This window comes from Burkholderia sp. 9777_1386 (assembly GCF_015712265.1).
Lineage (GTDB): Bacteria > Pseudomonadota > Gammaproteobacteria > Burkholderiales > Burkholderiaceae > Burkholderia > Burkholderia cenocepacia.
Window position 1 is genome coordinate 1 of record NZ_JACCQB010000057.1, and the last position, 26,303, is coordinate 26,303.

24 protein-coding genes are annotated in these 26,303 nt (G+C 61.6%); 12 read left to right on the forward strand and 12 right to left on the reverse strand.

Annotated features, from left to right (window positions below; genetic code table 11):
• Positions 1-132: 132 nt before the first annotated feature.
• The 4 genes from H0X91_RS29165 (at position 133) to H0X91_RS29180 (ending at position 4,172) form a co-directional block, all read left to right on the forward strand.
• Positions 133-882 (forward strand): SDR family NAD(P)-dependent oxidoreductase, encoded by a 750-nt coding sequence (locus H0X91_RS29165; protein ID WP_062911564.1) that lies wholly within the window; start codon positions 133-135, stop codon positions 880-882.
• 74 nt (positions 883-956) lie between these two features.
• Positions 957-2,282, forward strand: a complete 1,326-nt coding sequence (locus H0X91_RS29170) for an MFS transporter (protein WP_196433572.1) — start codon at positions 957-959, stop codon at positions 2,280-2,282.
• Between the two features lie 49 nt (positions 2,283-2,331).
• Positions 2,332-3,177 (forward strand): transketolase, encoded by an 846-nt coding sequence (locus tag H0X91_RS29175; RefSeq protein WP_062911566.1) that lies wholly within the window; start codon positions 2,332-2,334, stop codon positions 3,175-3,177.
• Positions 3,174-4,172, forward strand: coding sequence for a transketolase family protein (locus H0X91_RS29180; protein WP_062911567.1), 999 nt, complete (start codon positions 3,174-3,176; stop codon positions 4,170-4,172). Before H0X91_RS29175 ends, H0X91_RS29180 begins: the two co-directional genes overlap by 4 nt.
• A 299-nt stretch (positions 4,173-4,471) precedes the next feature.
• Here H0X91_RS29180 and H0X91_RS29185 read toward each other — a convergent pair whose 3' ends face one another.
• From H0X91_RS29185 to H0X91_RS29195, 3 genes are read right to left on the reverse strand one after another with little or no spacing between them, the layout of a single operon-like run.
• Positions 4,472-4,780 carry a YciI family protein gene (locus H0X91_RS29185; protein ID WP_062911568.1) on the reverse strand — a complete coding sequence of 103 codons (309 nt, stop codon included), beginning with the start codon at positions 4,778-4,780 and terminating at the stop codon, positions 4,472-4,474.
• Positions 4,781-4,792: 12 nt separating this feature from the next.
• Entirely contained in the window at positions 4,793-5,437 is a 645-nt protein-coding gene (locus tag H0X91_RS29190; RefSeq protein ID WP_062911569.1) for an FMN-dependent NADH-azoreductase, read from the reverse strand.
• A gap of 51 nt (positions 5,438-5,488) precedes the next feature.
• Positions 5,489-6,319, reverse strand: a complete 831-nt coding sequence (locus H0X91_RS29195) for an alpha/beta fold hydrolase (protein WP_080466999.1) — start codon at positions 6,317-6,319, stop codon at positions 5,489-5,491.
• A 120-nt stretch (positions 6,320-6,439) separates the two neighbouring features.
• Here H0X91_RS29195 and H0X91_RS29200 point away from each other — a divergent pair, with 120 nt between their 5' ends.
• Positions 6,440-7,486 carry a GlxA family transcriptional regulator gene (locus H0X91_RS29200; RefSeq protein WP_062911570.1) on the forward strand — a complete coding sequence of 349 codons (1,047 nt, stop codon included), beginning with the start codon at positions 6,440-6,442 and terminating at the stop codon, positions 7,484-7,486.
• Positions 7,487-7,612: 126 nt separating this feature from the next.
• Here the strand turns inward: H0X91_RS29200 and H0X91_RS29205 are convergent, their stop codons facing one another.
• On the reverse strand, positions 7,613-8,596 hold the full coding sequence (locus H0X91_RS29205; RefSeq protein WP_062911571.1) for an MBL fold metallo-hydrolase: 984 nt from the start codon (positions 8,594-8,596) through the stop codon (positions 7,613-7,615).
• Between the two features lie 168 nt (positions 8,597-8,764).
• On the opposite strand from H0X91_RS29205, the gene H0X91_RS29210 reads away from it, so the two are divergent.
• The gene (locus H0X91_RS29210) at positions 8,765-9,658 is read left to right on the forward strand and encodes a LysR family transcriptional regulator (RefSeq protein ID WP_062911572.1); all 894 of its coding nucleotides are present in this window, start codon (positions 8,765-8,767) and stop codon (positions 9,656-9,658) included.
• A 91-nt stretch (positions 9,659-9,749) separates the two neighbouring features.
• Here the strand turns inward: H0X91_RS29210 and H0X91_RS29215 are convergent, their stop codons facing one another.
• The 6 genes from H0X91_RS29215 to H0X91_RS29240 form a co-directional block, all read right to left on the reverse strand.
• The gene (locus H0X91_RS29215; protein WP_062911573.1) at positions 9,750-10,739 is read right to left on the reverse strand and encodes a dienelactone hydrolase family protein; all 990 of its coding nucleotides are present in this window, start codon (positions 10,737-10,739) and stop codon (positions 9,750-9,752) included.
• A 136-nt stretch (positions 10,740-10,875) separates the two neighbouring features.
• A complete protein-coding gene (gene hppD, locus H0X91_RS29220; protein ID WP_164531451.1) occupies positions 10,876-11,955 on the reverse strand; it encodes a 4-hydroxyphenylpyruvate dioxygenase in 1,080 nt (359 codons plus the stop codon).
• Between the two features lie 26 nt (positions 11,956-11,981).
• Positions 11,982-12,929, reverse strand: coding sequence for an electron transfer flavoprotein subunit alpha/FixB family protein (locus tag H0X91_RS29225; RefSeq protein WP_164531452.1), 948 nt, complete (start codon positions 12,927-12,929; stop codon positions 11,982-11,984).
• A 16-nt stretch (positions 12,930-12,945) separates the two neighbouring features.
• Positions 12,946-13,695, reverse strand: coding sequence for an electron transfer flavoprotein subunit beta/FixA family protein (locus tag H0X91_RS29230; RefSeq protein WP_062911575.1), 750 nt, complete (start codon positions 13,693-13,695; stop codon positions 12,946-12,948).
• Between the two features lie 11 nt (positions 13,696-13,706).
• A complete protein-coding gene (locus H0X91_RS29235; RefSeq protein WP_062911576.1) occupies positions 13,707-15,113 on the reverse strand; it encodes an FAD-binding oxidoreductase in 1,407 nt (468 codons plus the stop codon).
• Positions 15,110-16,441 carry an MFS transporter gene (locus H0X91_RS29240; RefSeq protein ID WP_062911577.1) on the reverse strand — a complete coding sequence of 444 codons (1,332 nt, stop codon included), beginning with the start codon at positions 16,439-16,441 and terminating at the stop codon, positions 15,110-15,112. The genes H0X91_RS29235 and H0X91_RS29240 overlap by 4 nt, the downstream gene beginning before the upstream one ends.
• 121 nt (positions 16,442-16,562) lie before the next feature.
• Here H0X91_RS29240 and H0X91_RS29245 point away from each other — a divergent pair, with 121 nt between their 5' ends.
• Positions 16,563-17,501, forward strand: coding sequence for a LysR family transcriptional regulator (locus H0X91_RS29245; protein ID WP_062911578.1), 939 nt, complete (start codon positions 16,563-16,565; stop codon positions 17,499-17,501).
• 283 nt (positions 17,502-17,784) lie between these two features.
• On the opposite strand, the gene H0X91_RS29250 is transcribed toward H0X91_RS29245, so the two are convergent.
• Complete coding sequence (locus tag H0X91_RS29250; protein WP_062911579.1) at positions 17,785-18,672, reverse strand: LysR family transcriptional regulator; 888 nt, start codon at positions 18,670-18,672, stop codon at positions 17,785-17,787.
• A gap of 88 nt (positions 18,673-18,760) precedes the next feature.
• Here H0X91_RS29250 and H0X91_RS29255 point away from each other — a divergent pair, with 88 nt between their 5' ends.
• The 3 genes from H0X91_RS29255 (at position 18,761) to H0X91_RS29265 (ending at position 22,076) form a co-directional block, all read left to right on the forward strand.
• Positions 18,761-19,411, forward strand: coding sequence for a 4-carboxy-4-hydroxy-2-oxoadipate aldolase/oxaloacetate decarboxylase (locus H0X91_RS29255; protein ID WP_062911580.1), 651 nt, complete (start codon positions 18,761-18,763; stop codon positions 19,409-19,411).
• A gap of 22 nt (positions 19,412-19,433) precedes the next feature.
• Positions 19,434-20,798, forward strand: coding sequence for an MFS transporter (locus H0X91_RS29260; protein WP_062911581.1), 1,365 nt, complete (start codon positions 19,434-19,436; stop codon positions 20,796-20,798).
• 87 nt (positions 20,799-20,885) lie between these two features.
• Complete coding sequence (locus H0X91_RS29265; RefSeq protein ID WP_062911582.1) at positions 20,886-22,076, forward strand: alpha-hydroxy acid oxidase; 1,191 nt, start codon at positions 20,886-20,888, stop codon at positions 22,074-22,076.
• A 377-nt stretch (positions 22,077-22,453) separates the two neighbouring features.
• Here H0X91_RS29265 and H0X91_RS29275 read toward each other — a convergent pair whose 3' ends face one another.
• Positions 22,454-23,428 (reverse strand): LysR family transcriptional regulator, encoded by a 975-nt coding sequence (locus tag H0X91_RS29275; protein ID WP_230391144.1) that lies wholly within the window; start codon positions 23,426-23,428, stop codon positions 22,454-22,456.
• A gap of 173 nt (positions 23,429-23,601) precedes the next feature.
• On the opposite strand from H0X91_RS29275, the gene gltP reads away from it, so the two are divergent.
• Both gltP and H0X91_RS29285 read left to right on the forward strand, forming a co-directional pair.
• A complete protein-coding gene (gene gltP, locus H0X91_RS29280) occupies positions 23,602-24,930 on the forward strand; it encodes a glutamate/aspartate:proton symporter GltP (RefSeq protein ID WP_062911583.1) in 1,329 nt (442 codons plus the stop codon).
• Between the two features lie 53 nt (positions 24,931-24,983).
• Positions 24,984-26,261, forward strand: coding sequence for an aminotransferase class V-fold PLP-dependent enzyme (locus H0X91_RS29285; protein WP_062911584.1), 1,278 nt, complete (start codon positions 24,984-24,986; stop codon positions 26,259-26,261).
• Positions 26,262-26,303: the final 42 nt, after the last annotated feature.

Consider the following 26,303-nt stretch of genomic DNA (forward strand, 5'->3'; position numbering starts at 1 on the left):
GAGCTGTGATTCGAGCTTAACGGCTCGCAGGAGACACAAGCTGTGCCGTAGCCGCCAACCGGCAAAGCAGCGCGCCAAACGGCGCGCCACCACTGAAGTTTGAAGCAAATCGAAGATATAAGGAGACAAGCGATGTTGCTCGACAACAGGACCATCATCGTGACCGGCGCCGCATCGCCGCGCGGAATCGGCAAGGCAACGGCCCGCGCGCTGGCCGCGCACGGCGCACGCGTGGCGATCCTCGACCTTCGCCGCGAAGACGCGGAAGCGGCCGCCGCCGAACTCGGCGCCGGCCATCTCGGCCTCGCCTGCGACGTAACCGACCGCGACGCGTGCGCGGCGGCAGCCCGCGTCGCGCTTGAGCACTTCGGCCGCATCGACGGCCTCGTGAACAACGCCGGCATCACGCAGCCCGTGCGCACGCTGGAGATCTCGGCGCGCGACTTCGATGCGATCGTCGACGTGAACCTGCGCGGCACGCTGTACATGTCGCAAGCGGTGCTGCCCGCGATGAAAGAGCAGCGCGGCGGCAGCATCGTCTGCATGTCGTCGGTGTCCGCGCAACGCGGCGGCGGCATCTTCGGCGGGCCGCACTATAGCGCCGCCAAGGCCGGCGTGCTCGGCCTCGCGAGGGCGATGGCGCGCGAATTCGGCGCCGACCAGATTCGCGTCAATTCGATCACGCCCGGCCTGATTCAGACCGACATCACCGGCGACAAGCTGACGCCCGCGATGCGCGATGACATCATCAAGGGCATTCCGCTCGGCCGGCTCGGCGATGCCGACGACGTCGCCAATGCGTGCCTGTTCCTGCTGAGCGACCTGTCGATCTACCTGACTGGCATCACGCTCGACGTCAATGGCGGGATGCTGATTCACTGAGAACGGCGCCGCCCGATGCGCGGCGCCGACCATCATGCACCCGGGAAAACCCGGGGCCATGGCAGGAGACAAGGATGAGAGCAAAGTACCCCGCACCGCCCGTTGAGGGCGAGATGCTGCAACGGGACGACGCCCGGACGTTCGAAGCGGTCACCTACGCGAAGGTCGCGCGACGGCTGATCCCGTTCCTGATGTTGTGCTACCTCGGCGCGTATCTCGACCGCGTCAATGTCGGCTTCGCGAAACTGCAGATGCTCAACGACCTGCGTTTCAGCGAGACGGTCTACGGGATGGGCGCAGGCATCTTTTTCCTCGGCTATTTCCTGTTCGAGGTGCCGAGCAATCTCATCCTGCATCGCGTCGGCGCGCGCCGCTGGCTCGCACGAATCATGCTGACGTGGGCGGTGATCTCGGCGAGCTTCGTGTTCGTCAAGTCGCCCACCGCGTTCTACGTGCTTCGGTTTGCGCTCGGCGTCGCCGAAGCCGGCTTCGCGCCGGGCGTGATCCTGTATCTCACGTACTGGTTCCCCTCGGCGCGGCGCGCGAAGGCGCTATCGCTGTTCTTCATGGCGATTCCGCTCGCCGGGATCATCGGCGGGCCGCTGTCGGGCGCGATCATGCATTCCCTGCACGGCGCGATGTCGATGGCCGGCTGGAAGTGGCTGTTCCTGCTCGAGGCGCTGCCGTCGTTTGTGTTGGGCTTCGCGATCCTGCTGTATCTCGACGACGGCATCTCCGGCGCGAAATGGCTGACCGATGCCGAAAAAGCTTTGCTCGCGCGCAACGTGTCGGCCGATGCCGCGCACACGACCGCCCACGTGTCGATTCGGACGTTCGTCGCGGATCGCCGGCTGTGGCTGATGGCCGCGATCTACTTCTGCGTGGTGCTCGGGCAGTACGGCCTCACGTTCTGGCTGCCGACGATCATTCGCAGGGCCGGCGTGGCCGATCCGCTGTGGGTCGGCCTGTTCACCGCGATTCCGTATGCGTGTGCGATCGTCGCGCTGCCGCTGATTGGCATCAGCGCCGATCGTCGCCGGGAGCGCCGCTTCCATCTCGCGGTGCCGATGCTGGTCGCGGCGGCGGGCTTCGCCACGTTGCCGATGCTCGGCAGCGTCGCCGCGTCGATCGTGTGTCTGAGCATCGCGTCCGCCGGCATCCTCGCGTCGTCGTCGCAGTTTTGGTCGCTGCCGACCGCGTTACTGGGCGGGATGTCGGCGGCGGCGGGCATCGCCGCGGTCAACTGCTTCGCGAACCTGGCGGGCTTCGTCTCGCCGGCGATCGTCGGCTGGCTGAACGACCTGACCGGCAAATCCACCGCGGGGCTCGTGTTCATCTCCGTCGCGATCACGGCCGGTGCGCTGCTGGTGTTCCTCGTGCCCCGATCGGTGAACCGCTGACAACCACTGATTCATTTGCATTCCTTCCGACCCGATACTGGAGTGATCGATGGCTACCGAAACCATCCATGAAGCGGTCACGCTCGCCGAGCGCGCGTACCGCATCCGAAGAAACGCCGTGCTGATGGGCGAAGTGCAGGGGCAGGGCTATGTCGGCCAGGCGCTCGACATCGCCGACGTGCTGGCCGTCGCGTATTTCGGCGCGATGCGCTATCGCGCCGATGATCCCGACTGGGAAGGGCGCGACCGCTTCCTGCTGTCGAACGGGCACTACGCGATCGCGCTGTACGCGGCGCTGTTCGAAGCCGGCATCCTGCCGGCTGCTGAACTCGAAACCTATGGCAGCGACGACAGCCGCTTGCCGATGTCCGGCATGGCGAGCTACACGCCCGGCATGGAAATGTCCGGCGGCTCGCTCGGGCAGGGGCTGACGATCGCGGTCGGCCGGTGCCTCGGCTTGAAGCGCAAGGGCTCGGACGCGTTCATCTATACGCTGTTTTCCGACGGCGAGCTCGACGAAGGCGCGATCTGGGAAGGGCTGATGTCGGCCGCGCACTGGAAGCTCGACAACCTGATCGCGATCGTCGACGTGAACAACCAGCAGGCCGACGGCCCGTCGACGCAGGTCATGGCGTTCGAGCCGCTGGTCGACAAGCTCCAGGCGTTCGGCTGGTACGTGCAACGCGTGGACGGCAACGACATCGACGCGGTGAAACGCGCGTTCGACGATGCGCGCGGGCATCGCGCGCCGCAGCCGCGCATCATCGTCTGCGACACCAGGATGGGGTGCGGCGTGCCGTTCCTCGAAGCACGCGAGAAAAGCCATTTCATCCGGGTCGAAGCGCACGAGTGGCAACTCGCGCTCGACGCACTCGAAGCAGGGAGACACGCATGAGCACCGTCGACAACAAGCCGCGCCTGAAGACCTCGGCGATGATCGCCTCCATCGCGGCCGAAGGGCAGGCGACCCGCTCCGCGCCGTTCGGCCATGCGCTGACCGAACTCGCGCGCACCAACGGCAACGTGATCGGCATGACGGCCGATCTCGGCAAATACACCGACCTGCACATCTTCGCGAAGGCATTCCCCGAGCGTTACTACCAGATGGGCATGGCAGAGCAGTTGCTGATGGGGGCCGCCGCCGGGTTCGCGCACGAAGGCGCGCAGCCGTTCGTCACGACCTATGCGGTGTTTGCGACGCGCCGCGCGTACGACTTCATTCATCAGGCGATCGCCGAGGACAATCTCGACGTGAAGCTGATCTGCGCATTGCCGGGGCTCACGACCGGCTACGGGCCGAGCCACCAGGCCGCCGAGGATCTGGCGCTGATGCGCGCGATGCCGAACATGACCGTGATCGATCCGTGCGACGCGCTGGACATCGAACAGATCGTGCCGGCCATCGCCGCGCACAAGGGGCCCGTGTATGCGCGTCTGCTGCGCGGCAACGTGCCGGCCGTGCTCGACGAATACGATTACCGCTTCGAACTCGGCAAGGCTAAGCTGCTGCGCGACGGCAACGACGTGCTGCTGATCTCGTCCGGCATCATGACGATGCGTGCGCTCGAGGTGGCGAAGGCGCTCGAAGCCGATCGCGTCGATGTCGCCGTGCTGCACGTGCCGACGATCAAGCCGCTCGACACGGCGACCATCGTCCGCGAAGCCGCGCGAAAAGGGCGCATGGTCATCGTCGCGGAGAACCATACGACGATCGGCGGGCTCGGCGAAGCGGTCGCGACCGCGTTGCTCGCGGCGGGCGTCGCGGTGCCGTTCCGGCAGATCGCGCTGCCGGATGCGTATCTCGCCGCGGGCGCGCTGCCGACATTGCATGAGCGCTACGGGATCTCGCCTGGCGCGATGCGCGCGAATATCCGGTCGTGGCTCGGGTGACGGATCGGAATCGCTGGTATGCCGGTAGACCGGTATCTCGCGCAGCGACGTCATTTTGGCCGTTTTCCTGATCCGGCCGAGGCGAGAGGCTGATGTGGGCCGCGCAAGAGTCGCGGCCACTTTGGCTATCGCCAGATGTCGGCCTGGCTGGCGTTGAGCGAATCGCGGGGCGGCGACTGTGGCGAGCGCTGCAGCTCGACATTCCGCGATTCCGAGAATCTCGACGCGAGACGCGCGGTACGATTCGTCACGGAATTCCGCCGCGGGTCAGCGTGAGCACGTCCCGCAAATGAAGCCCATCATATCGACCTTGCGCCTGCTGCCCAGTGTGCAGGAAAACCCGCCACGCATATCGCAGGTTCGCAGCAGACAACATCGAACTTTGCCAATCCGTGGATATGGAACGGGTCTTCGGCAATCATTGTCTCTATATCCCGTGGTTGGCCCGCATACGCGAGCACGAAACCGCCGCTTTCTCCATGCAGCGGACCCGCGGCAAGGATATTTCCCGCTTGCGCGTATTTGATGAGCCACGCCTTGTGAGCATCGAGATGCGCCTGGATTTCTTCGATGGGACGGACGTAGCCGAGCTTGATGGCGAACAGCATAAGCGACTCCTGTTACTGGATGGTTTGCGCACCGGACGTGCGTATGTCGACGAGTACGTCGGTCAGGGTCGCCCTGGCAAGCGCGATGCTCTCGTCCCGGACGGCTTGACCCTTCGACGCTCCTTCGGCCCGCACGAAGCGGACGTCGGTGATGCCCAGGAAACCGAAGAACGCCTTCAGGTAGCTTTCCTGGAAGTCCATGTATGAGAGCGGTGCGTCCGCGTAAAATCCGCCGCGCGCAGAGGCTACGATCACCTGCTTGCCGCCTGCCAGGCCGACCGGGCCGTTTTCGGTATACTGGAACGTGCGCCCGGCCTGGGCTACACGATCGAGCCATGCTTTCAACTGACTCGGCACCGAAAAGTTGTACATCGGCGCACCGATGACAATGACGTCGCTCGCTAGAAACTCCTTGACGAGTGCTTCGGAGAGCTCATGTTCGCGCGCGGTGGCGTCGTCGAGAGCACCGACGTCGATCTGCCGAAATCCTGCTGCGATTGGGCCGGTGAGATGCCGGATTTCGTCGTGGACGAGATCACGGTACGTCACATGCGCCGACGGATGCTGCGCCCGCAGACCAGCTACCACGGCTGCGGACAGCTCTCGTGTGATGGAACTGTTGCCGAGCATGCTCGAATCGAGATGAAGGATATTCATTGAAGCCTCGCTGACAGGGGAGGAGTGAAGCGCGTCGAAACGCGCTGGAATTCATTGCGATGCCTTCCGGGCGGCCAGATCGATCAGCCTCGCGACCTCGTCCGGGTGAGATAGCATCGACATGTGGCTGGAGCGAATCGACGTGACCGTTGCCCCGATGTGCTGCGCAATGGCTTGCTGCACGGCGGGCTTCAGCGCATTGTCGTTGGTGGTTCGCAGATACCAGACAGGCTTGTCGTGCCAGGCCGCGTGCTGGATTTTCCCAGTGAAGCAGGCCGCTGCGACAGGCTGTTGAACCGATGCCAGGACGCGAGCCTGTTCGAGCGGAATGTCCGCTGCCATGACGTGCTGAAACGCTCGCGCATCGTCGAGCCAGATTAGCCCATGGGCGTCCGATGCGAGGCCGGTCATCGGCGCGTGGAGGCGTTGCAGCAGGTCGGCGACGGACTCGCCGTCGTCCGGTACCAGCGCGGACAGATAGACCAGGCCTTTCACACTGGCAGCGTTGCCGGCCTGCGTGACGACCGCGCCGGCCCAGGAGTGGCCCACCAGTAGTACGTCGCCGGTTTGCCGATGCAGGACGCTTTCGGTGGCGGCAACGTCGTCTGCGAGCGAAGTGAGGGGGTTTTGCACGGCGGTGACCCGGTAACCCATGCGCTGTAGCCGGACGATCACGGGACTCCAACTTGATCCGTCCGCAAAGGCGCCATGCACAAGCACGATGTTGCGCACTGCCGGCGCCGCAGTCGCTGCCGCATGAGCCGTCGTCAGCGTCGCCGTGAAGGCTACGGCAGCAACTAGTCGGCTGAACCATACGGACCGACGGCGCGCCCTTCTCTGAAAGAGCGAGACCGGACAGTCGTGAAGGAATGGGAATTTCATGTGAAAGTGAATCATTGAGGGGACGTGCCAAATTTATCCGGCTTCAGCGAACCGTTGCAGGTGGCAAACTCGCCAACATTCATGCAAAATTCGCCAACCCCCTGAGACACGGAGCGCGCCGTGCGCATAGGAATCGTTGCCGTCGAAGGCAGCCTGCTGTCCGCCATCAGCGGCCTTGCCGACCTGTTCTGGATGACCGAGCAAGCGTTACGCGCACCGCCTGCCGACGCGTCATATGACCTGCCTGGCCGAGCTCTCCCAACCTTCGAGACCATCATCGCAAGCGCGGATGGGAAGGGCCTGCGCGATCCGCAGGGCCGGCAGATTCCGATCGACGCCTCGTTTCGGGAATTAACGCAATGCGACGTGGCGCTTGTCACAGGTATGGCGCTGGGGCCGGACCGGCTCCCTCCTGTATCCGCATCGATCGGCCACGCGGCAACGTGGCTGCAAGAGCGTCATCAGGCCGGTGCGCTAGTGGGCGCTGCGTGTGCAGGTACCTTCGTGCTCGGAGAGGCCGGCTTGCTGAACGGCAGGCGCTGTACGACCACGTGGTGGCTCCACCATGCGTTCAGGCAGCGGTTTCCCAAGGCACGCGCGGTGTGGGGCACAGCGGTGGAAGAGCAGGATCGGATCGTGACGACAGGCGGTCCGCTGTCCTGGGTGGATCTGGCCTTGCACGTGATCAGGCGCGAGGCAGGGCCCGATGTGGCCCGTCTCGCCGCAGATATTTCCGTGGCCGACAGCTTGCCGCTGCCGCAACTGGTTTATGCGCCCCGCGGGTTCGTCAACGCCACCGACTCGCTGCTTCTGCAAGCAGAGCAGATCGTTCGCCATGCCAGCCCTGGATTGACCGCTGAAGCGCTGGCGAGCGCGCTGAGTCTCAGCGAACGGACACTGCACCGGCGGCTGAAGCGCTTGACCAACGAGTCACCCAAAGGGTTCATTACCCGCGTGCGGATCGAAATGGCTTGCGTGTTGCTCGAGCGGCCTGGAGCAAGCATTAAGCAGGTAGCACTGCAATGCGGCTACAGTGAGGAAACGTCGTTTCGGCGTGCCTTCAGCCAACTCACCGGCATGACGCCAGCCGACTACAGGCGCTGGTCAGATGGGCGAAACGTCAGGCGTCTACCCAGTCCCCACGCACTCGAGGCCAGCGGCGATTGACACCGCGGCTGTCGCGCCTGCAACGATAGCGGCGCTATTTGACTGGAACCTCGCTGACGTTGCGCATTACTGTCCTCAAGTAAGCCATCACGTCGGCGACCGCTGCGTCGCGCGCGTGCGCGCACCTTAGCCAATAGGAATCAATCGATAGCCGTCCTGTTCCCGCGCCAAGTGGCCCAAAGCCGGAAATGGAAAGTGGAATCCTTGAATGAGCATCCCTTCCGCTACGGCCCGGTCATACAGTTTGATTCGTGCTTGCTGTGCCATCTCAGGATCCATGTCCGTGGCTCCGTGCCAGTGCGGATGGCGGATGAATAGCGCTGGATGTGTGGTCACGTCGCCTTGAATGACCACCTTATCGGCGCCAGATTCGACGACGAAGGACGTATGTCCCGGCGTGTGACCGTGTGTGGCCATGGACGTGACGCCTGGTGCAACCTCTGTGTCCGGCTCGAATGTTCTGACGGAATCGCCGAGAATCCCGAAAATGCGGCGTGCGCGCTGGAAATTCGCCATTGTGGCTTCCGATTCCGCTCGAGCCATGTTTGCGTCGTTCAGCCAAAACGCGTATTCAGCTGCCGGTACCCAAATATCGGAATTCGGAAATGCTGCGCGGCCATCTGCAGTCACCAGCCCACCAATGTGATCGGCATGGAAATGCGTGATCAATACCCGATCGACGGCGGCCGCATCGTAGCCGGCCGCATCAAGGTTGGTATGGAACTGTCCGCCGACGCCGTTGCTCTGTCTGAAGGCCGCTTCCCCGAGTCCGGTATCAATTACGACCACGCGCCCGTCAGTTTTGAGGACGACCGGGGTGAACGTTAGCGTGATGGTGTCTGTCGGCAAACGAGCAGCCTGCAGTGCGCGGACGACGTCCGCTGGCGGAACATTCGAGACGAAGTTTTCTCGACGCGGAAAGCTGTTGGCGCCATCGGAGACGGAGAGCATCTCGATCTTCCCGACAGTCCGCAGGAATACTCCGGGTATGGGTGCGGTCATGGCCGGCGATGAAGCCTCGCGAGCCGTTGCGTATTTCCCCGGCGCAAGCGTCGCGACTGCGGCTGCTGCGGTTCCTGCGAGGAAAGTTCGACGCGAATGATTTGTCATGGCTGTTACGTCCGTGGTGGTTGGAGACCAGACGATGTGCGGGGAATATCGCTCGTCATCTGTTACGTCTTGCACACCATCAATTTTGCGGGTTTACACCATTGAATTGCAGGTATAAATAAGAAAAACAGTTATATTGACAAATCATGAAACCGGGGCCGGAAACGCATGAACCGAGATGACCTAATCGACCTGAATGCCTTCGTCGCTGTTGCAGAGGAAAGGAGTTTCACGCGCGCCGCAGCTCGTCTGCTGACGTCGCAGTCCGCTCTAAGCCATACTTTGCGGCGGCTTGAAACGCGGCTCGGTGTTCGTCTTCTGACGCGCACCACACGAAGCGTCGCGTTGACTCCGGCAGGCGAGACCTTCTTGCAGGGACTGAAGCCGGCTTTCGAAGCCATTGACCTGACACTTGGTACTGTCGGCTCTCTACGGGAAAGCCCCCGGGGCACTCTCCGCATCACTACCCCGCGGCATGCCGCGGTTAGCGTGTTATGGCCTGTGCTGCAGAAGTTCGTCAGAGACTACCCGGACATTCAAGTCGAGGTGAACATTGACGCAGCTTTCCGCGACCTCGCGGACGATCGATTCGATGCCGGTATCAGACTAGGGGAGCTCGTGGCGCCAAACATGGTCGCCGTAAAAATCGGCCCCGATCTCCGCCTGGCGATCGTGGCCACGCCCGGCTACGTTGCTCAACGCGGCATACCTACGCATCCCCATCAGTTGGCCCAGCACGCCTGCATCAATTTTCGCCTGCCCGGCTCAGGGGCGCTCTATGCCTGGCAGTTCAAAAAAGGCCAACAGGAAATGAAAGTGCGCGTTGAAGGACCATTGACTTTCGATGACCCGGACATGATCCTGGCGGCTGCGGTGGACGGGCAGGGTATTTCCTGCCTCGTCGAAGACCATGCTGCCCCGATGATTCGCGATGGTCGTCTCGTTCGTCTTCTTGAGGATTGGTGTTCACCCTTTTCCGGCTACCATCTCTATTACCCGACAAGAAAGAACAAATCTGCAGCGTTCCGCTTGCTGGTTGACCGACTGCGCACTCAGCCCTGACATTCTTGGAACGTAAGAAGCCTGACGCCCCCCAAGCATGCGAGGTGGCCGCGATTGACGCCGCGGCGAGCCTGATTGCCGCGACGACGAGCTAGTTGCCCGGCGCGTCGCCGCCGCTACCCAGCACTGTCTTGAGATACGCCATCACGTCGACGATTGCCGCGTCGCGCGCTTGCGCATTGCCTCCAACGTGAGGGTCGGTCTGAACGCAATCATCGTGAAAGGAAAAGGGCGCACCGGTCGCCTCGTTCACCAGTTCGCCGCTTTCGTTTTCGACGATACGGCACGCACGTACCGTTTGCGCGCCCTTTACGACGACAGTGGGCATCGCGTACGGCATGTCGAACGCATGCGATGCGTGCGGAAAGACTGTCATGGTGGCGTCTCTGCCGGCCTGTTGCAGCCGCTCGAAGTATGCGGCACAGGCCGGCGCGGGGTCGTAGTCGTCGTCTGCCCCATGGAATTCGCGGATTGGCCCGTTGACGTCGGTGTCGTCGCGATAACGGGTCATGCAGTCGGGATAGAAAGGCATATAGGCGCGAAAGCGAACACCAGACGTATTCCACAGGCGATTGAGTCGCGTCATGGCGGCGTAGAGCGTTGCCTGTCCACCTCTCGAAAAGCCCATCAGCATGATCTTGTCCGGATCGACGCGGGAATCGTGCGAGAGCAGGTCCAGCGCCCGATATGCGTCGAGAACGAGGTTCAGCCGACCAAGCTGCGACTGATCCTGGCTGGTGGACCTGATCCCGCGGCCGGTGAATCCATCGATTGCGAACGTCCCGATACCGTTCTCGTTGAACGTGCGCTCCCACATTTCGATGTTCGCGCCCATTCCGCTCGAACCATGAATCAGCACCACTACCGGCTGTCTTCCCGTGTGCTTCGCGAGGCGCAGGATGCCGGCTACCGTCACGGCTTTTCCATTCTTGTTGCCGGTCAGCATCTGACTGTCGGTGAGGGTGAGTGAGGAAATCTGGTGGACCTCGACGTGGGCAGCCATGTCGGAACTGCTTCGCGCGTGTGCACACTGCGCGGCAATCCATAGCGCGGCGACGAACAGCGCTTTGATGAGCTTCATTGATGCGTCTCCAGGATGACGGGCTAACGGCTGCGCTGCCTCAAGCGCCCGATACTTTTGATTACTCCGTGGCGGTCGCGTATCGCCGGCCGGGCAGCCCGACACAAACGCTCGGCGCCGCCCGCGCTCGACGTCGTCAATGTCCGGTTTGCAGAGTGCCCCGCGCGATTTGATCGCGTTCGAGCGACTGGAACAAAGCCTTGAAGTTGCCTTCGCCGAAACCGTCGTCGCCTTGTCGCTGAATGAACTCGAAAAAGACGGGCCCGAGCAGCGTTTGAGAGAAGATCTGCAGCAACAGGCGTGGCTTTTCATCTGCCGTGCTGCCGTCCAGCAGGATGCCGCGCGTTTTCAGTTGGTCGACCGGCTGGCCATGCCCCGGCAAGCGCGCTTCCAGCGCGTCGTAGTAGAAATCGTTGGGCGCGGTCATCAACGGCACACCGGCGAACTGCAACCGGTCGATCGTGTCCACGAGGTTATCCGTAGCGAGGGCGATATGCTGTATTCCTTCGCCGTTGAACTGCATCAAGAATTCCTCGATCTGTCCGCTGCCGCGCGACGACTCCTCGTTGAGCGGGATGCGAATTTTGCCGTCAGGCGCTGTCATCGCCCGCGAAGCGAGGCCCGTGTACTCGCCCCGTATATCGAAGTAGCGAATCTCGCGGAAGTTGAAGAGCTTCTCGTAGAATCCGGCCCAGTGCGCCATTCGGCCGCGGTAGACGTTGTGTGTCAGATGATCGATGCGCGTCAAACCGTGCCCGACCGGATGTCGGTCAACGCCTTCGATGAACGAAAAGTCGATGTCGTAGATGGACTGGCCATTTTCGTACCGGTCGATCAGGTAGATAGGTGCGCCGCCGATGCCGCGAATCGCGGGGAGCCGCAGTTCCATTGGCCCAGTCGGAATGTCGACGGGCTGGGCGCCCATTGCAAGGGCGCGATCGTAGGCACGGTGGGCATCGCGGACGCGGAACGCCATCCCGCAGGCGCTCGGACCGTGCTCAGCAGCGAAGTACGCAGCCTGGCTTTGTGGCTGACGGTTGACGATGAAATTGATATCGCCTTGTCGGTACAGCAACACGTCTTTCGAACGATGGTGCGCAACCAGCGTGAAACCGAGTTTCTCGAAAACGGGTTCAAGGGTGCCGGGAAGAGGGGACGCGAATTCGACAAACTCGAATCCCATCAGCCCCATTGGGTTCTCAAAAAGGTCAGTCATTGTGGTTCTCCACGGAATGCACAGGGTCAGGCCGCATTACTGCCGAGTTCGCTGATGAGCTCCGGCACGAGCGCGAACAGATCGCCGACGAGGCCGTAATCGGCCACGCTGAAGATCGGTGCTTCGGGATCCTTGTTGATCGCGACGATCACCTTCGAATCCTTCATGCCGGCCAGGTGCTGGATCGCACCCGAAATGCCGACCGCGATGTACAGCTGCGGCGCGACGATCTTGCCGGTCTGGCCGACCTGGTAGTCGTTCGGCACGTAGCCGGCGTCGACTGCCGCGCGCGATGCGCCGAGCGCTGCCGACAGCTTGTCGGCCAGCGGCTCCAGCACCTTCGTGTAGTTCTCGCCGCTGCCCAGGCCGCGGCCGCCCGACACGATGATGCTCGCCGACGTCAGTTCCGGACGGTCCAGCTTCGTCACTTCGCGGCTCACGAACTGCGACTTGCCGGCGTCGGCCGCCGCTTCGATCTTGTCGACCGCTGCGCTGCCGCCTTCCGCTGCCACCGGATCGAAACCCGTCGCACGCACCGTGATGACCTTGATCGGGTCGCTCGACTGCACCGTCGCGATCGCGTTGCCCGCGTAGATCGGGCGCTCGAACGTGTCGGCACTGTCGACCGCCGTGATGTCCGAGATCTGCGCGACGTCCAGCTTCGCGGCGATACGCGGCGCGATGTTCTTGCCGTACGCGGTGGCCGGCGCGAGGATGTGCGAGTAGTCCTTCGCGATGTTCAACGCGGTTGCCTCGACGTTTTCCGCCAGGCCCGCGGCCAGTTGCGGCGCGTCGGCCAGCAGCACCTTGGACACGCCTGCGATCTTTGCTGCCGCGTCAGCCGCTGCTTGTGCATTGTGGCCCGCGACCAGCACGTGGATGTCACCGCCGATCTTCGCTGCCGCCGCCACCGTGTTCAGCGTCGCGGCCTTGATCGACGCGTTGTCGTGTTCTGCAATCACCAGAATCGTCATTTCTTTCCGCTCCCTCTTACAGCACCTTGGCTTCGGTCTTCAGCTTCTCGACCAGCGTCTTCACGTCCGGCACCTTCACGCCGGCCGCGCGCTTCGGCGGCTCGACCACCTTCAGCGTCTTCAGACGCGGCGCGACGTCCACACCGAGGTCTTCCGGCTTCACGGTTTCCAGCGGCTTCTTCTTCGCCTTCATGATGTTCGGCAGCGTCACGTAACGCGGCTCGTTCAGGCGCAGGTCGGTCGTCACGACCGCCGGCAGCGTCAGCGACAGCGTTTCCGCGCCGCCGTCGACTTCGCGTGCAACCGTTGCCTTGCCGTCCGCGATCGTGACTTTCGACGCGAACGTCGCTTGCGGCAGGCCGGCCAGCGCGGCCAGCATCTGACCCGTCTGATTCGAATCGTCGTCGATCGCCTGCTTGCCGAGGATCACGAGCTGCGGCTGTTCCTTGTCGACCAGCGCCTTCAGGATCTTCGCGACGGCCAGCGGCTCGACGCTGTCGTTCGATTCGACGAGGATCGCGCGATCCGCGCCGATCGCCAGCGCCGTGCGCAGCGTTTCCTGCGCTTGCGTGACGCCCACTGACACCGCGATCACTTCGGTCGCGACGCCCGCTTCCTTCAGGCGCACGGCTTCTTCGACGGCGATTTCGTCGAAAGGGTTCATCGACATCTTCACGTTCGCGATGTCGACGCCCGTGTTGTCCGACTTCACGCGGACCTTCACGTTGTAATCGACCACTCTTTTCACCGCGACGATTATCTTCATGTATCTTCCGTTCAGTCTTTTCGTAGAATCCGGCCAGCATTCAGTACGCCTGCCGGGTCCAGCAGGTCCTTGATCGCTTGCATCAATGCAATCTCGTCGGCAGAACGGCTATGGTGCAGAAAGTCGCGCTTCACGACTCCGATGCCGTGCTCGGCAGAGATCGAGCCGCCCACGTCGGCGACTGCCCGGTAGACGAGATCTTCAACGCGATGCAGGTCGTCCGGGCTGCCGTGGGGACCCGAAAGCACGTGAAGGTTTCCGTCGCCGATATGGCCGAAGAACAGGTGACGTTGGCATGCAAATTGCTGCGTTAGCGCTTTGCGCGTCGAATCGACGAACCGCTCCATTGTTGCCATCGGAATGCCAACATCGAAAGCAGCGTGCGGCTTGAGATGTGCCAGCAGTTCGCCTATGGCTTCGCGATAGGCCCAAAGCCGCTGCGCGTCGTCGATCGATTGGGCTACGACGGCATCGGTCGCGAGACCATGGTCGAACGCATTGGCCAGAAATTCCTCGAGTTGTCGCCGTTCGTCCGCTTCGTCGGTACCGAGCGTCTCCAGCAATGCGTACACCGGCGCGGGGGCATCGAAGGCTGGGCGCAACTTGTGGACTTCGCGAGCGGCGGCCATGAAGTCGTCCCACATGACCTCGAACGCGGAGAGGCCCGGCAGTGTGGCGCGAGCGTCGCGTATGAGCTGCGTTGCGGCGTCAAACGACGGAAGCGCGCAGAGCGCAGTGCATGCGCTCGTAGGCAGGGGAGAAAGCTTGAGGACGAGTCTGGTAATCACGCCCAAAGTACCTTCGCTGCCGATGAACAGGTGCTTCAGATCTACGCCGGTTGTGTTTTTCGTGACGCGATTGAGCATGCTGAGGAGACGCCCGTCGGGTAACGCGACTTCGAGGCCAAGCACCATATCGCGCATTGTGCCGAACCGGATCACACGGTTACCACCAGCATTGACAGCGGCATTGCCGCCGATCTGGCATGAACCGCGAGCGCCGAGATCGAGCGGAAAGTACCAGCCTTGTGCTTCGACGCGTTGCTGCAGTTCTTCGAGAACGACGCCAGCCTGCACGGTGGCGGTGCCTCCGATGGTGTCGATTTCCTCGATTGCATCGAGCTTCGATAACGAAAGCGCAATTTCCCCTTCGCGCGGCGTCGCGCCACCGGCGAGACCTGTCAAGCCGCCTTGCACGACGGCACGGCGACGAAAGCGGCTGCAGATCTCAAGTGTCGCCGCCACCTGTTGCGGCGTGCGCGGGAACACGACGATGCCCGGCATGCAATGTGGTGCTTCACTCCAGTCGCCGGCGTGGGCCGACGCGACAGACGGGTCGAGCACAACCGAGCTGCCGCCGAGCGTGCTTTCGAGCGCTGCGACGAATAGGTCGACAGGCTGTTCGATGAACGGAGTCATTGAGTGTGTCCGATGTTGAGTTGCCGATCCCGCCCGGCATTGCGCGGCATCGCAGCGACGATACCGGCCGACAGCAGCAGAAACGCTGCGGTGACGTAAAGCGCGACGCTCGCGCTGCCCGTGCGGTCTACGATCCAACCGATCATGTAAGGGCTGACGAACCCGGCAAGGTTGCCGATCGAATTGACCAGTGCGATGCCAGCGGCCGCAGCAACCCCACCCAGCAACGAAGTTGGAATGCGCCAGAACACAGGCGCAAGGCACTGCAATCCCATGCATGCAACCGTCAACGCCGCAAGCGAAACCACCTGGTGGCCGCTGTACAGCGCACTTGCGACGAGCCCGAGAGCCGCCGCAGCGCACGGTATGAGGTAATGCCAGCGATGTTCACCGCTTCGATCCGCGCTACGGCCGACCGCCAGCATCGCGCCGATGCCGAACGCGTATGGAATCGCGGACAGCAGGCCCACGTTCAGCGCAGACGCGACGCCCATATGTTTGATGATCGACGGAAGCCAGAAACCGAAGCCATACTGTCCCATTGCGGCACCGAAGTACGCCAATGCCAGCAGCCATACTGCGGGCCGACGCAACGCTTCGGAAAGCGATACGGTTTGTTTGCTTTGCGACTCTGCTTCGATGTTCGCCATCAGCCGGACGCGCGCTTCGTCGTTCAGCCACTTCGCGTTGCGGATACTGTCGTCGAGATAAAACAGTGCCGCGATGCCGACAATCAGCGACGGTACGCTCTCGAGCACAAACAGCCATTGCCACCCGGATAATCCAGCCGTGCCGTGGAATGTCGACAGAATCCATCCTGAGAGAATGCCGCCGCAGACGCCGGCGATCGGAATGGCGGTCATGAATGTTGCGATCACGCGGCTTCGGCGCTTCTCTGGATACCAATATGTCAGGTAGAGGATAATCCCAGGGAAGAAGCCCGCTTCGGCGGCGCCAATCAGGAAGCGGATCACATAGAAGGCCGTCGTCGTGTGCACGAATGCCATGAGGCCCGTCAGCACTGCCCAGGAAATCATGATTCGGGCGATCCAGCGGCGTGCGCCGACCCGATGCATGATCAGATTGCTCGGAACCTCGCATACGAAATACGCGAGAAAAAAGATACCGGCGCCGAAACCGTAGATCTGCTCGCTCCAGCCCAGCTCCGACACCATCTGCAATTTCGCGAACGCGATGTTGACGCGATCGAGGAACGCGATGACGAAGCACAGACAGAGGAACGGCACAAGCCGCCAGGTAACGATCGAGTAAGCGCGTTCTTCGAGCTGTTCCTCCTGCTCGAGGTGCGCGGTGAATGATTGCGCCACGGTGTGTCTCCTGAGTTGGAATAGTCGGTCTTTGTGGCGAAAGTTTGCGTCGGGCTATTCAATAAGACAAACGATGATTTCTGGCCTATTATTGAGAAAAACTTGTCAATGGAAAGAAGTTATGTCCGGGGCGCGATTCACACCAAGGCAGCTTGCTGCTTTCCTTACCGTGGCGGACGTCCGCAGCTTTGCGCGGGCCGGCGAGCGCCTGAACCTGTCGCCGTCCGCCGTAAGTCTGCTCATTGCGGAACTGGAAAGCGGTGTGGGCTTTCGTCTGTTCGATCGCACCACGCGCAGCGTCGCACTGTCGCCGGCCGGACGGGAGTTCGTCGTTCACGCGAAGAGCGTGATGAGGAATATCGAGCTTGCGCAGGCCGCGGCGGACGATATCCAGAATCGCGCTGCAGGGATCGTTCGGATTGCAGCTCCGTTGGTAATCGCGACGACGATGATGCCCACTGCGATCAAGAGATACGGGCTAACTCATCCCAAGGTGGTGATACGGATTCGGGATGCCGCAGTTGATAACCTCGTAGACATGGTTGCCAACGGGGACGTCGACCTCGCAGTCGGCCCCGATCAAGCTGTTGGTGATGACGTGGCGCGTATCGAACTGTTCAAAAGTCCTTGGGTGCTTTGGTGTGCGTCGGACAATCCTCTCTCAAAACGTGGGCGGATTACGTGGACCGACCTGCGAAAGCAGCCGGTTGTCGCGGCGGGGCGAGACTATGAACGTAACGTTTCACTTATGCGCGCAGGCGTCGCAGACGACGAGCGTATCGCGCCAATGGACGTCGTCGACAACATCAGTACCGCTCTCGGGATGGCGGCCGCCGGACTTGCGTTGACGCTGGCGCCGGCATATGTTGGCCTGCTGGCGCGACCGCTTGGTTTGATTATGCGCCGGATTGTAGAACCGGAAGTCATGCGTCAAGTGTGTCTTTACCATTCAGCAAACCGCGCGGTTTCACCAGCCGCCGAGGGCTTCCGGCAATACCTTGTAGACTCGTTGAGTGGCATGGAGTCGCTTGGAATAGCTCGGCGAAGTGCCAGATGCTGACCTTGTGCTACCGCACGGTAAGGCCGGCGAGCGTCCCGGATTGAAATGGGCGCAACGATGTGAGTGCGGGAAAACGCCGTGAACTTCGGTTGTCGGGGATGGATCGATACAGCATGGCTCTGTGCTTGAACGGCAGCGTTTGAAAATCGCGCAGGCTGAGCTGACCCGATGACCGCGCGTGGAATAGGATGCCTCGTTACAGCGATCTTTCATCATGCGCTCCTGCTCGATCAGTGTGGCAAGGAGACGGTACGCTCGCAGGCAAACGGCGTCGGCGGCAGTGTCATCCGGAGGAGACGAATGCGTTCCTGAATCTTGTTAGTAACTTGTTCTCGTCACCCTCGCGCGTAATCGTGACGAGCGTCGTGGTGAGATCAAGGTCCGTGACCGGCATGAACTTCACATCCCGACGATTGTTTCTGGCGATAGATCGCCCGACCAAGGTCGCTCCGAGTCCGGCGCCGACGAGCGCAAGTGCCGTATTAATCTCGATCGCTTCGTGGCCGACCAAGGGGCGTCCGCCCGAGGCCTGAAGCGCGCTCAACATCTGATGGCCAAATGGACTACGCGGATCCTTGGGATAAAGGATGAACGGTAGCGACGATAGTTCTGCCGTCGTCACCGCCTTCTGTTTCGCGAGCGAGTGATCTAGCGGAATCACGGCGACGAACGACTCGTCGCATATCAGCGAGTAGGAAAGGCCTTCATGCCGGTCAATTGGCCCGATGAAGCGCGATATACCAAAATCGATGCGCCCTTGTAGCAGCTGCTCAGGTTGATATTCGGAAAGCACTTCGACGAGATCGAGATGCACTTCCGGACAGGACTCGCGAAATCGCCTGATCGCGCGGGGCAACACGGAAAACGTCGTCGATCGTACGAATCCAACCCCCAGCCAACCGCGCTTGCCTGCCGCAATGCCGCGCGCTTCGTCATCCAGACGGCCCACATGTGACAGCAGTTCCTTCGCGCGCGGATAAAAATATTTGCCGAGGGAGGTCAGTTCCATCGGTCGCCGCGAACGATCGAACAGTTCGCCCCCAAGATGCGCCTCGAGTTGTGCGAGTTGCATGCTGATCGCGGTCGGGGCGACGAATAGCACCTCGGCGGCCAACGCAGCACTACCCGCATCTACGACCGCACAAAAGTAGCGAATCTGTCTTAAGTTCATAAATATTGATTTAGTATTCAAAAAACGATGTTTGATATCGATTTTATTTTATCTAAAAATGCATGTTCATTCAACGCATGGACCCGACATGAGTCGTTTTCACGCTTCCGCAGTGGACCTGCAAACGTTACGCGACCTCGGTAGCGCGACCGTATACGAAGCCCAAGGGGCAAAGGGCGCGTTGGACAGCGGCATCAAGCCGATTCATCCGTCGATGCGCGTTGCCGGCCCCGCGATGACGGTCGACATTCGCCCGGCCGACAATCTGATGCTCCACTACGCATTGCTCAAGGTGCAACCTGGCGAAGTGCTCGTGGTCGACGCCAAGGCGTTCGTCGAAGCGGGTCCCTGGGGCGACGTGCTTACCGAACAAGCGATCTCCAAGGGCGTGGCAGGTCTCGTTATCAATGGGGCGGTGCGAGACGCAACTTCAATCACCGAGATGGGCTTCCCGGTGTTTTGCCGGGCGCTGAGCATTAAGGGGACCGGCAAAAATCAGCCGGGCGAGATCAACATTCCGGTCCACATCGGGGGCGTGCGCATTCGCTCCGGCGACATCGTCGTGGGCGATCAGGACGGTATCGTAATTGTGCCCCGCGAGGACGTCACCCAAGTCGTCAGTAACGGCCTCGCACGTGAAGAAAAGGAAGCGACGTACCGGGCCCGGATCAAGGCAGGTGCGAACACCGTGGAATTGTTGGGACTCGAAGATACACTCCGACGACTCAACCTCGAATAAATCACAAACTTGGAGCGAGACGATGAAAAGAAAAGAGGCGGACTACTCTGCCCGTGACGCCGCGACCGCGCTCAAGCCGACCAGGTATCGCTGGACGATTGCCGCGCTGTTCTTTGTGATATATACGATCGCGGCTGCGGACCGCGCGAATCTTGGCATTGTGTTGCCGTTTCTGCGTCGGCAGGTCACGATGAGCAACGCAGAGGCCGGTGCACTAGTGAGTCTCTTCCTCGTTGCATATGCATTCGCTCAGCTTCCCTCCGCATGGCTTGTATCGAAGTTCGGCGTCCGCAAGGTTTTTTCGTTGTCGATGATCTTTACGTCAATCGCAACCGGCCTGACCGGCTTGGTCGGATCCTTGTTCGCCCTAAAGCTGTGTCGCATCGCACTCGGCTTCGCCGAAGGTCCGTTGCCGATCGGCATCGCGACGACGATCAATAACTGGTTCCCGTCGAAAGAGAAAGGCACTGCATCGGGCATTTTCTTGTCGGCTGTGAAGTTTGGTCCAGTCGTCACGCCGGTCATTGGCGCTGCGGTCATTGCCGCGTGGGGGTGGAAAGAGGTCTTCGTTTTGTTCGCGATGCCGGGGATCGTCTTGTCGGTCGTGTGGTTTGCCATGGTGGCCGACGCGCCTTCGAAAAGCCGCGCGGTCAATGAATGCGAGGTCAAATTGATCGGTGACGAACGTCATACGAATAGCTCACACGGTCTCTTGCCGATGTCGAAGCCGATACCTTGGCTCGACAAGTGGATTCGCACACGTGATGAGAAGGTGATCGACACGACGCGCGGCGTGTTCACATCATGGAACATCCATGGTTGCGCGCTTGGCTATTGTTGCCAGCTTGGTATTTCCAGCGTTCTTCTGGCGTGGATCCCAACGTATCTATTGACCGTGAAGAAGTTCACGGTTGTCGGCATGGGGTTTGTTGCCGCGGCGCCGTGGATCGGCGCTGTCGCGGGCAACATTTTCGGTGGGATTCTTTCAGACCGCCTACTTGGAAAGCGTCGCAAGCCGGGCATGATGCTGTCCGCGGCCACTACCGCAGGAATGATGTTCGCGCTCATCCATTCGCCTGAGAACGCGGTACTTTACGCGGTCCTGTTGTTTGCAACGGGCGTGCTGCTGAGCATCGGCTTCTCCGCCTACATGGTGTATCCGATGCCGTTCGTGTCGGAAGCTAAATTCCCGATCGCGAATGCTGTCGTCAACATGGGAGGGCAACTCGGCGGAGCGGCCACGCCGTTCATCACAGGACTGCTGCTGGATCATTACGGCTGGGATTCGGTGTTCGGCTTCATGGCTGGAATTTCGGCACTGACATTCGTCGTCCTGCTCACGATCTCCGAACCAATTAGGCTTAGGTCCGTACCTGACGTACGGTAGAGGCGATGCAGATGCTAAGCCGCAAACGATTCTTCTCCCTTAGACCGATTGATTTGGCTATGCGGCCGGGTCCGGTCCTTCGCACCCATGCATAGTCCCCTGGAAAACCGAAGAACCATTCCGCGACGTTTGCAGCGGATTCTTTGTCTTGACGACTTTGAGTTGGCCGCGCGCGCGCATCTGCCGCGGTCGCTGTTCGGATATGTCGCCGGCGCCGCCGAAACCAACGCATCGCTGAACGGCAATCGTGCGGCGTTCGACAAATATCGCTTCGTGCCCCGCGTAATGGTCGACGTCTCGCGCCGTAGCACTGAAACTTCGCTGCTTTCTCGAACTTATGCCGCACCATTTGGTATCGCGCCGCTTGGTCTTGCGGCGTTGATCGCATACCGGGGCGACCTGACGCTCGCGAAAGCGGCTGAAGCATCCGGCGTGCCGATGATCATGAGCGGATCGTCGCTAATCCGGCTCGAGGAGGTTGCATCACAGTGCCCGCAGGCGTGGTTTCAGGCCTACTTGCCCGGTATGCCGCACGAGATTGCCGCTTTGGTTGAACGAGTGCGGCGCGCCGGGTTCCGGACGCTGGTCGTCACGGCCGACACGCCCGTGGCAGCCAATCGCGAGAATAACGTGCGAGCTGGTTTTTCTACACCGCTTCGACTCACTTCCCGGCTTGTGCGGGATGGCTTCGCTCACCCCCGATGGCTTGCCGGCACGTTCGCCATGACGATCCTTCGGCACGGCTTGCCGCACTTCGAAAACAACCATGCTCGGCGCGGCGCGCCGATTCTATCGACGCAGGTCGAGCGCGACTTTTCAGATCGTGGACGGCTTGACTGGCGGACCTTCTCGGCGATTCGTCGTCAATGGAACGGGCAGTTGATCGTCAAGGGCATCCTCAATGTCGCCGATGCGCGCACCGCGTGCGAGCTCGGAGCGAGCGGCATCATCGTCTCCAATCATGGGGGGAGGCAACTGGATGGTGCGGTATCCCCTCTTGTCGTTCTGCCTGACATCGTGGCCGCATGCCGTGACGTTCCGGTAATGGTAGATGGGGGCATCCGCCGGGGCAGCGACGTGCTGAAGGCGCTCGCGCTCGGTGCCCGGTTCGTGTTTGTCGGGCGCCCGATCCTGTATGCCGCAGCGGTTGCCGGTGAAGCCGGCGTTGCCCATGCGATCAAGCTGCTAACGAGAGAGATTTCTAGGAATATGGCCATGCTTGGCATTACGTGCCTAGCGGAAATTGATGCACAAACGCATCTCACTGTAGTGGTCTAATGAATCCGGACACTGATTTAGGCGAGAATGGTCGCCATGAAGAGGTGCCTGATGAGCAAGCAACGACGTACGTTTTCCCCGGAGTTCAAACAACAAGCCGCCTGTCTGGTGCTCGACCAGGGCCTACCTTGATTTCGACACAATATTCCGGTTGGAACGCTTCGGGCTACAAGCGTCCGAGCGCACTGTCCCGGTTAAAAATATAAATAGAATCAAATGGTTACTATCTGCTTGCCAGCACCATTGGCCAATTTCATGAGCGCAGCAACAAGCGGTGATCAACGGTTATCCGGCTGGCCCGCCCGCGCCGAATCACCGAACGCCCGCTTACTGGCCGCCGGGCGGCTTTTTGACGATCGGTCTGGTGTTCATGGAAGTCACGCCCGGGCCATTCCGGGCGATTTCGGCAACCTTGTCGATCCGGGATGCGTCGAGACAGTATGCGCACCTGGATCCAGCAGGTTCGTACTGAAATCGCACGTCTGCGTCGCTAGTCGAACGATGTCGGTGGTCAGCGAATGAGCGTGTTCCGCACGATGCAGCGCGACATAGCGCACGGGCGGTAGTGCCGGCCGCGTCCGCACGATGCCCAGCGCATTGCAGGCGACCAGATGCGCGACGCATGCCTTTGGCAGATAGCTCACACCCAGTCCCGACAGCGTCAGGCCGATCTGCGCGATCAGGCTGTTGCTCGACAGCACGCGCTGCATGGCTACCCCATGCTCCTGCAGGAACCGCGTGTAGAGATGCCCCGTGCCCGACAGGCTACCCTGCAAGATCAGCGGAAACCGGGCGATGTCCGTTAACGAAATGGCGGCCTTTGGCTTCGGCATGAATCCGGCCGCACACATCCACGCATTGTCGACCTCGCCGACCAGCGTCGCCATGAACGATTCCGTCGCATGAATCTGCGGGACGACGATCAGGTCGATCGTGTCGGCCGCGAGACGCTCGCGTAGCGTCGCGGTCAGGTCCACTTCGGCCTCCACATGCACGCGTGGATACGTGGCCTGGATCGCCGAGATCAGGCGCGGAAGCCACGTCAGCGCGGTCAGCTCGGTCACGCCAATCCGGACGTGACGCACCAGGGCTTCCCTCGAACTCATCTGCTCGACCAAGCGGTCGCGCTGATCGAGCAATGCCTTCGCATGGTCGAACAGCTCCGCACCCTTGTCGGTGAGCCGCGCACTGCGATGCGCGCGATCGAACACGGTCAGGTCGAACGCCCGCTCGAGCTCCTGGATCCGCTTCGAGATGGCCGACTGCGTCGTGTTCAGGCGCGTCGCGGCCGCGTCGAACGAGCCGAGCTGCACGATCCAGTACAGCGCTTCCATCTGCTTGAACGTCAGCATCGTGTGTCACTCGATAGATGAATAAAAGCGATATTTTCTCATGTCAAAAAATCGCTTTTTTTACATATTTCGGCTGTTTAAGGTGCTTCCGTTGCGTCGCCTGGCGAGTGCGTTCATCAGAAAACGCGCCGCATCGCACCCAGCGGTCAATCGAACCCCTTTTTGGAGATTGCATGGACACCGTCATCGACTCCCCGCCCGTCGCAGTCGCGGCCCGCAAGCCGCGCGTCGGGCTCGCATGGCAAATCGTCATCGGCCTTGTCATCGGCATAGCGACCGGGCTCGCGTTGAACCGCTTCCCGCAATTGCGCGACACCGCCGTTTCCGGGTTGTTTCAGCCGGCCGGCGACATCTTCATCAAGCTGGTGCGGATGATCGTCGTGCCGATCGTGTTCACGAGCATGGTGATCGGCATCGCCGGCGTCGGCGACGGCAAGTCGCTCGGCCGTCTCGGCATCAAGACGCTGTTCTATTTCGAGGTGATCACGACGATCGCGATCGTGCTCGGCCTCGTGATCGGCAACGTGCTGCAGCCGGGCGTCGGCACCGACATGTCGCAACTCGGGCACACCGACATTTCCCGTTACCAGCAGACCACGCAACAGGTGCAGCAGGCACACCACGGGCTGATGGCGCTGGTGCTCGGCATCATTCCGGACAACATCGTCGCGTCGATGGCGAAGGGCGACCTGCTGCCGGTGATCTTTTTCTCGCTGCTGTTCGGGATCGGGCTGCAGTCGGTGCCGGAAGAACATCGCAAGCCGGTGCTCGCGATGCTCAAGGGCATCGCCGATGCGATGTTCAAGGTGACGAACATGGTGATGCGCTATGCGCCGGTCGGCGTGTGCGCGCTGATCGCGGTGACCGTTTCCAGCTTCGGCTTCGGATCGCTGCTGCCGCTGCTGAAACTCGTCGCCGTTACTTACTTCGCGATCCTGCTGTTCGCGATCGCCGTGCTCGGCGTGACCGCGCGACTGTTTGGGTTCCGCATCCTGACGCTGCTGCGCGTGATCAAGGACGAGCTGATCATCGCGTTCTCGACCTGCAGCTCGGCGACCGTGCTGCCGCAGTTGATGAAGAAGATGGAGGACTACGGCGTGCCGAAGAGCATCACGACGTTCGTCGTGCCGACCGGCTACACGTTCAATCTCGACGGCGCGTCGATCTATCTCGGCATCGGCACGCTGTTCGTCGCGCAGCTCTATGGCGTGCATCTCGGCTGGCAGCAGCAGGTGCTGCTGACGCTGACCATGGTCGTCACGTCGAAGGGCGCGGCCGGCGTGCCGGGCTTCATGTTCGTGATCATGCTCGCGACCCTCGCGAGTGCCGGGCTGCCGCTTGAAGGGCTGGCGTTCATCGCCGGCGTCGACCGAATCATGGACATGGGCCGTACCGCGCTGAACGTCGTCGGCAATGCCCTCGCGCCGCTCGTTATCGCGAAATGGGAAGGCCGGTACGACGCGGAGAAGGGCCGCGCGTACCTCGAATCACTCCGCGGCTGAACGCCGCCATTCAGGTATCGCACAACATTCGGAAGCAAACAGGAGTATCGAAGATGAGCAGTTCCCGAGGGGCACTTTTTCCCGACGCGTTGATGCAGCAGGTTAAGGCGCGCTTTCATCATGTCGATCGCGATATCGACGGCCGCGCGCGGCTGTTCTTCGACAACGCGGGCGGATCATTCCGGCTGAAGGCCGCAGTCGACGCATACACGCGGATCGATGCGCTGCCCGACTGCCCGGAGCGCATTCATGAGCGTGCGGTCGATCTCCAGGCGATCCAGTCGAGCGGCGAGGACGACGTTCGCACGATCCTGAACGCGCGCGACGGCACCGTGTATGCGTCGCTGACGGCGTCGGGCGCGATGTTCGACATGGTGCGCGCGATCATGGAGAACGTGCCTGGTACCAATGCGGTGACGACCGTGCTCGAGCATCCGTCGTCGTACGATGCGATGACGTATTACGCGGAACGTACCGGCAAGGCGCTGCGCATCGCGCCGAGCAATCCGCAGACCGGCGGCGTGGACGTCAATGCGATCGTGTCGCTGGTCGATGCCGACACCGCGCTGCTGAGCGTGATGGCCGCGTCGAACATCTCCGGCGCGAAATTCGACATCGAGACGATCGTCGCGCGTGCGCGGGAGAAGAAGCCAGACCTGTTCGTCGTCGTCGATGCGGTCCAGCATGCGCCGCACGGCATCATTGACGTGCAGCGCATGCCGGTCGACGGCATCAACTTCGCACCGTACAAGTTCTTCGGTTGCCGCGGGTCGGGCGTCTCGTGGCTGTCGCCCCGCGCGGCCGCGTTGCCGCATCACCGGCTTGCCGCGAAGGAGCGCGGCGTGTGGGAACTGGGCAGCCCGGCGCCTGCGCAATTCGCGGTCGTGACGTCGATCGTCGATTACGTGACCTGGATCGGCCGGTATTTCCTCGATTCGGACGACCGGCGCACGCTGTTCGTCGAGGGCATGCACCGGATCGAACTGCATGAGCGAGCGTTGCTGGCTGCGCTGCTCGACGGATACGGTGGCCGTCGCGGGCTGCGGTCGATCGACGGTGTCGAGGTCTACTGGGATCACGACGACCTGACGAAGCGCGACCTGATCGTCGGGATCGGCTTCGCGAACCTCGAACCGACGCAAGCGGTGCGGGAGTATGAGAAGCATGGAGTGATCGTCTACGAGCGCGTCGCGTCGAGCCTGTATTCGGGACGGATGCTGAAATCGTTCGGCCTCGGCGGCGCGGTAAGGATATCGCCGCTCCATTGCCATGCTCCTGACGATATCGCGCGATTCCTGGCGATTACCGACACGCTGGCAGCGCACCGCTGATCGACGACACGGCCCGGATCATCCGGGCCGTGTCGCATTCGG

Coding starts and splice junctions, on each gene's coding strand:
- H0X91_RS29165 (WP_062911564.1), top strand. CDS start 133: ATGTTGCTCGACAACAGGACCATCATCGTGACCGGCGCCGCATCGCCG.
- H0X91_RS29170 (WP_196433572.1), top strand. CDS start 957: ATGAGAGCAAAGTACCCCGCACCGCCCGTTGAGGGCGAGATGCTGCAA.
- H0X91_RS29175 (WP_062911566.1), top strand. CDS start 2,332: ATGGCTACCGAAACCATCCATGAAGCGGTCACGCTCGCCGAGCGCGCG.
- H0X91_RS29180 (WP_062911567.1), top strand. CDS start 3,174: ATGAGCACCGTCGACAACAAGCCGCGCCTGAAGACCTCGGCGATGATC.
- H0X91_RS29185 (WP_062911568.1), bottom strand. CDS start 4,780: ATGCTGTTCGCCATCAAGCTCGGCTACGTCCGTCCCATCGAAGAAATC.
- H0X91_RS29190 (WP_062911569.1), bottom strand. CDS start 5,437: ATGAATATCCTTCATCTCGATTCGAGCATGCTCGGCAACAGTTCCATC.
- H0X91_RS29195 (WP_080466999.1), bottom strand. CDS start 6,319: ATGAAATTCCCATTCCTTCACGACTGTCCGGTCTCGCTCTTTCAGAGA.
- H0X91_RS29205 (WP_062911571.1), bottom strand. CDS start 8,596: ATGACAAATCATTCGCGTCGAACTTTCCTCGCAGGAACCGCAGCAGCC.
- H0X91_RS29210 (WP_062911572.1), top strand. CDS start 8,765: ATGAACCGAGATGACCTAATCGACCTGAATGCCTTCGTCGCTGTTGCA.
- H0X91_RS29215 (WP_062911573.1), bottom strand. CDS start 10,739: ATGAAGCTCATCAAAGCGCTGTTCGTCGCCGCGCTATGGATTGCCGCG.
- hppD (WP_164531451.1), bottom strand. CDS start 11,955: ATGACTGACCTTTTTGAGAACCCAATGGGGCTGATGGGATTCGAGTTT.
- H0X91_RS29225 (WP_164531452.1), bottom strand. CDS start 12,929: ATGACGATTCTGGTGATTGCAGAACACGACAACGCGTCGATCAAGGCC.
- H0X91_RS29230 (WP_062911575.1), bottom strand. CDS start 13,695: ATGAAGATAATCGTCGCGGTGAAAAGAGTGGTCGATTACAACGTGAAG.
- H0X91_RS29235 (WP_062911576.1), bottom strand. CDS start 15,113: ATGACTCCGTTCATCGAACAGCCTGTCGACCTATTCGTCGCAGCGCTC.
- H0X91_RS29245 (WP_062911578.1), top strand. CDS start 16,563: ATGTCCGGGGCGCGATTCACACCAAGGCAGCTTGCTGCTTTCCTTACC.
- H0X91_RS29250 (WP_062911579.1), bottom strand. CDS start 18,672: ATGAACTTAAGACAGATTCGCTACTTTTGTGCGGTCGTAGATGCGGGT.
- H0X91_RS29255 (WP_062911580.1), top strand. CDS start 18,761: ATGAGTCGTTTTCACGCTTCCGCAGTGGACCTGCAAACGTTACGCGAC.
- H0X91_RS29260 (WP_062911581.1), top strand. CDS start 19,434: ATGAAAAGAAAAGAGGCGGACTACTCTGCCCGTGACGCCGCGACCGCG.
- H0X91_RS29265 (WP_062911582.1), top strand. CDS start 20,886: ATGCATAGTCCCCTGGAAAACCGAAGAACCATTCCGCGACGTTTGCAG.
- H0X91_RS29275 (WP_230391144.1), bottom strand. CDS start 23,428: ATGCTGACGTTCAAGCAGATGGAAGCGCTGTACTGGATCGTGCAGCTC.
- gltP (WP_062911583.1), top strand. CDS start 23,602: ATGGACACCGTCATCGACTCCCCGCCCGTCGCAGTCGCGGCCCGCAAG.
- H0X91_RS29285 (WP_062911584.1), top strand. CDS start 24,984: ATGAGCAGTTCCCGAGGGGCACTTTTTCCCGACGCGTTGATGCAGCAG.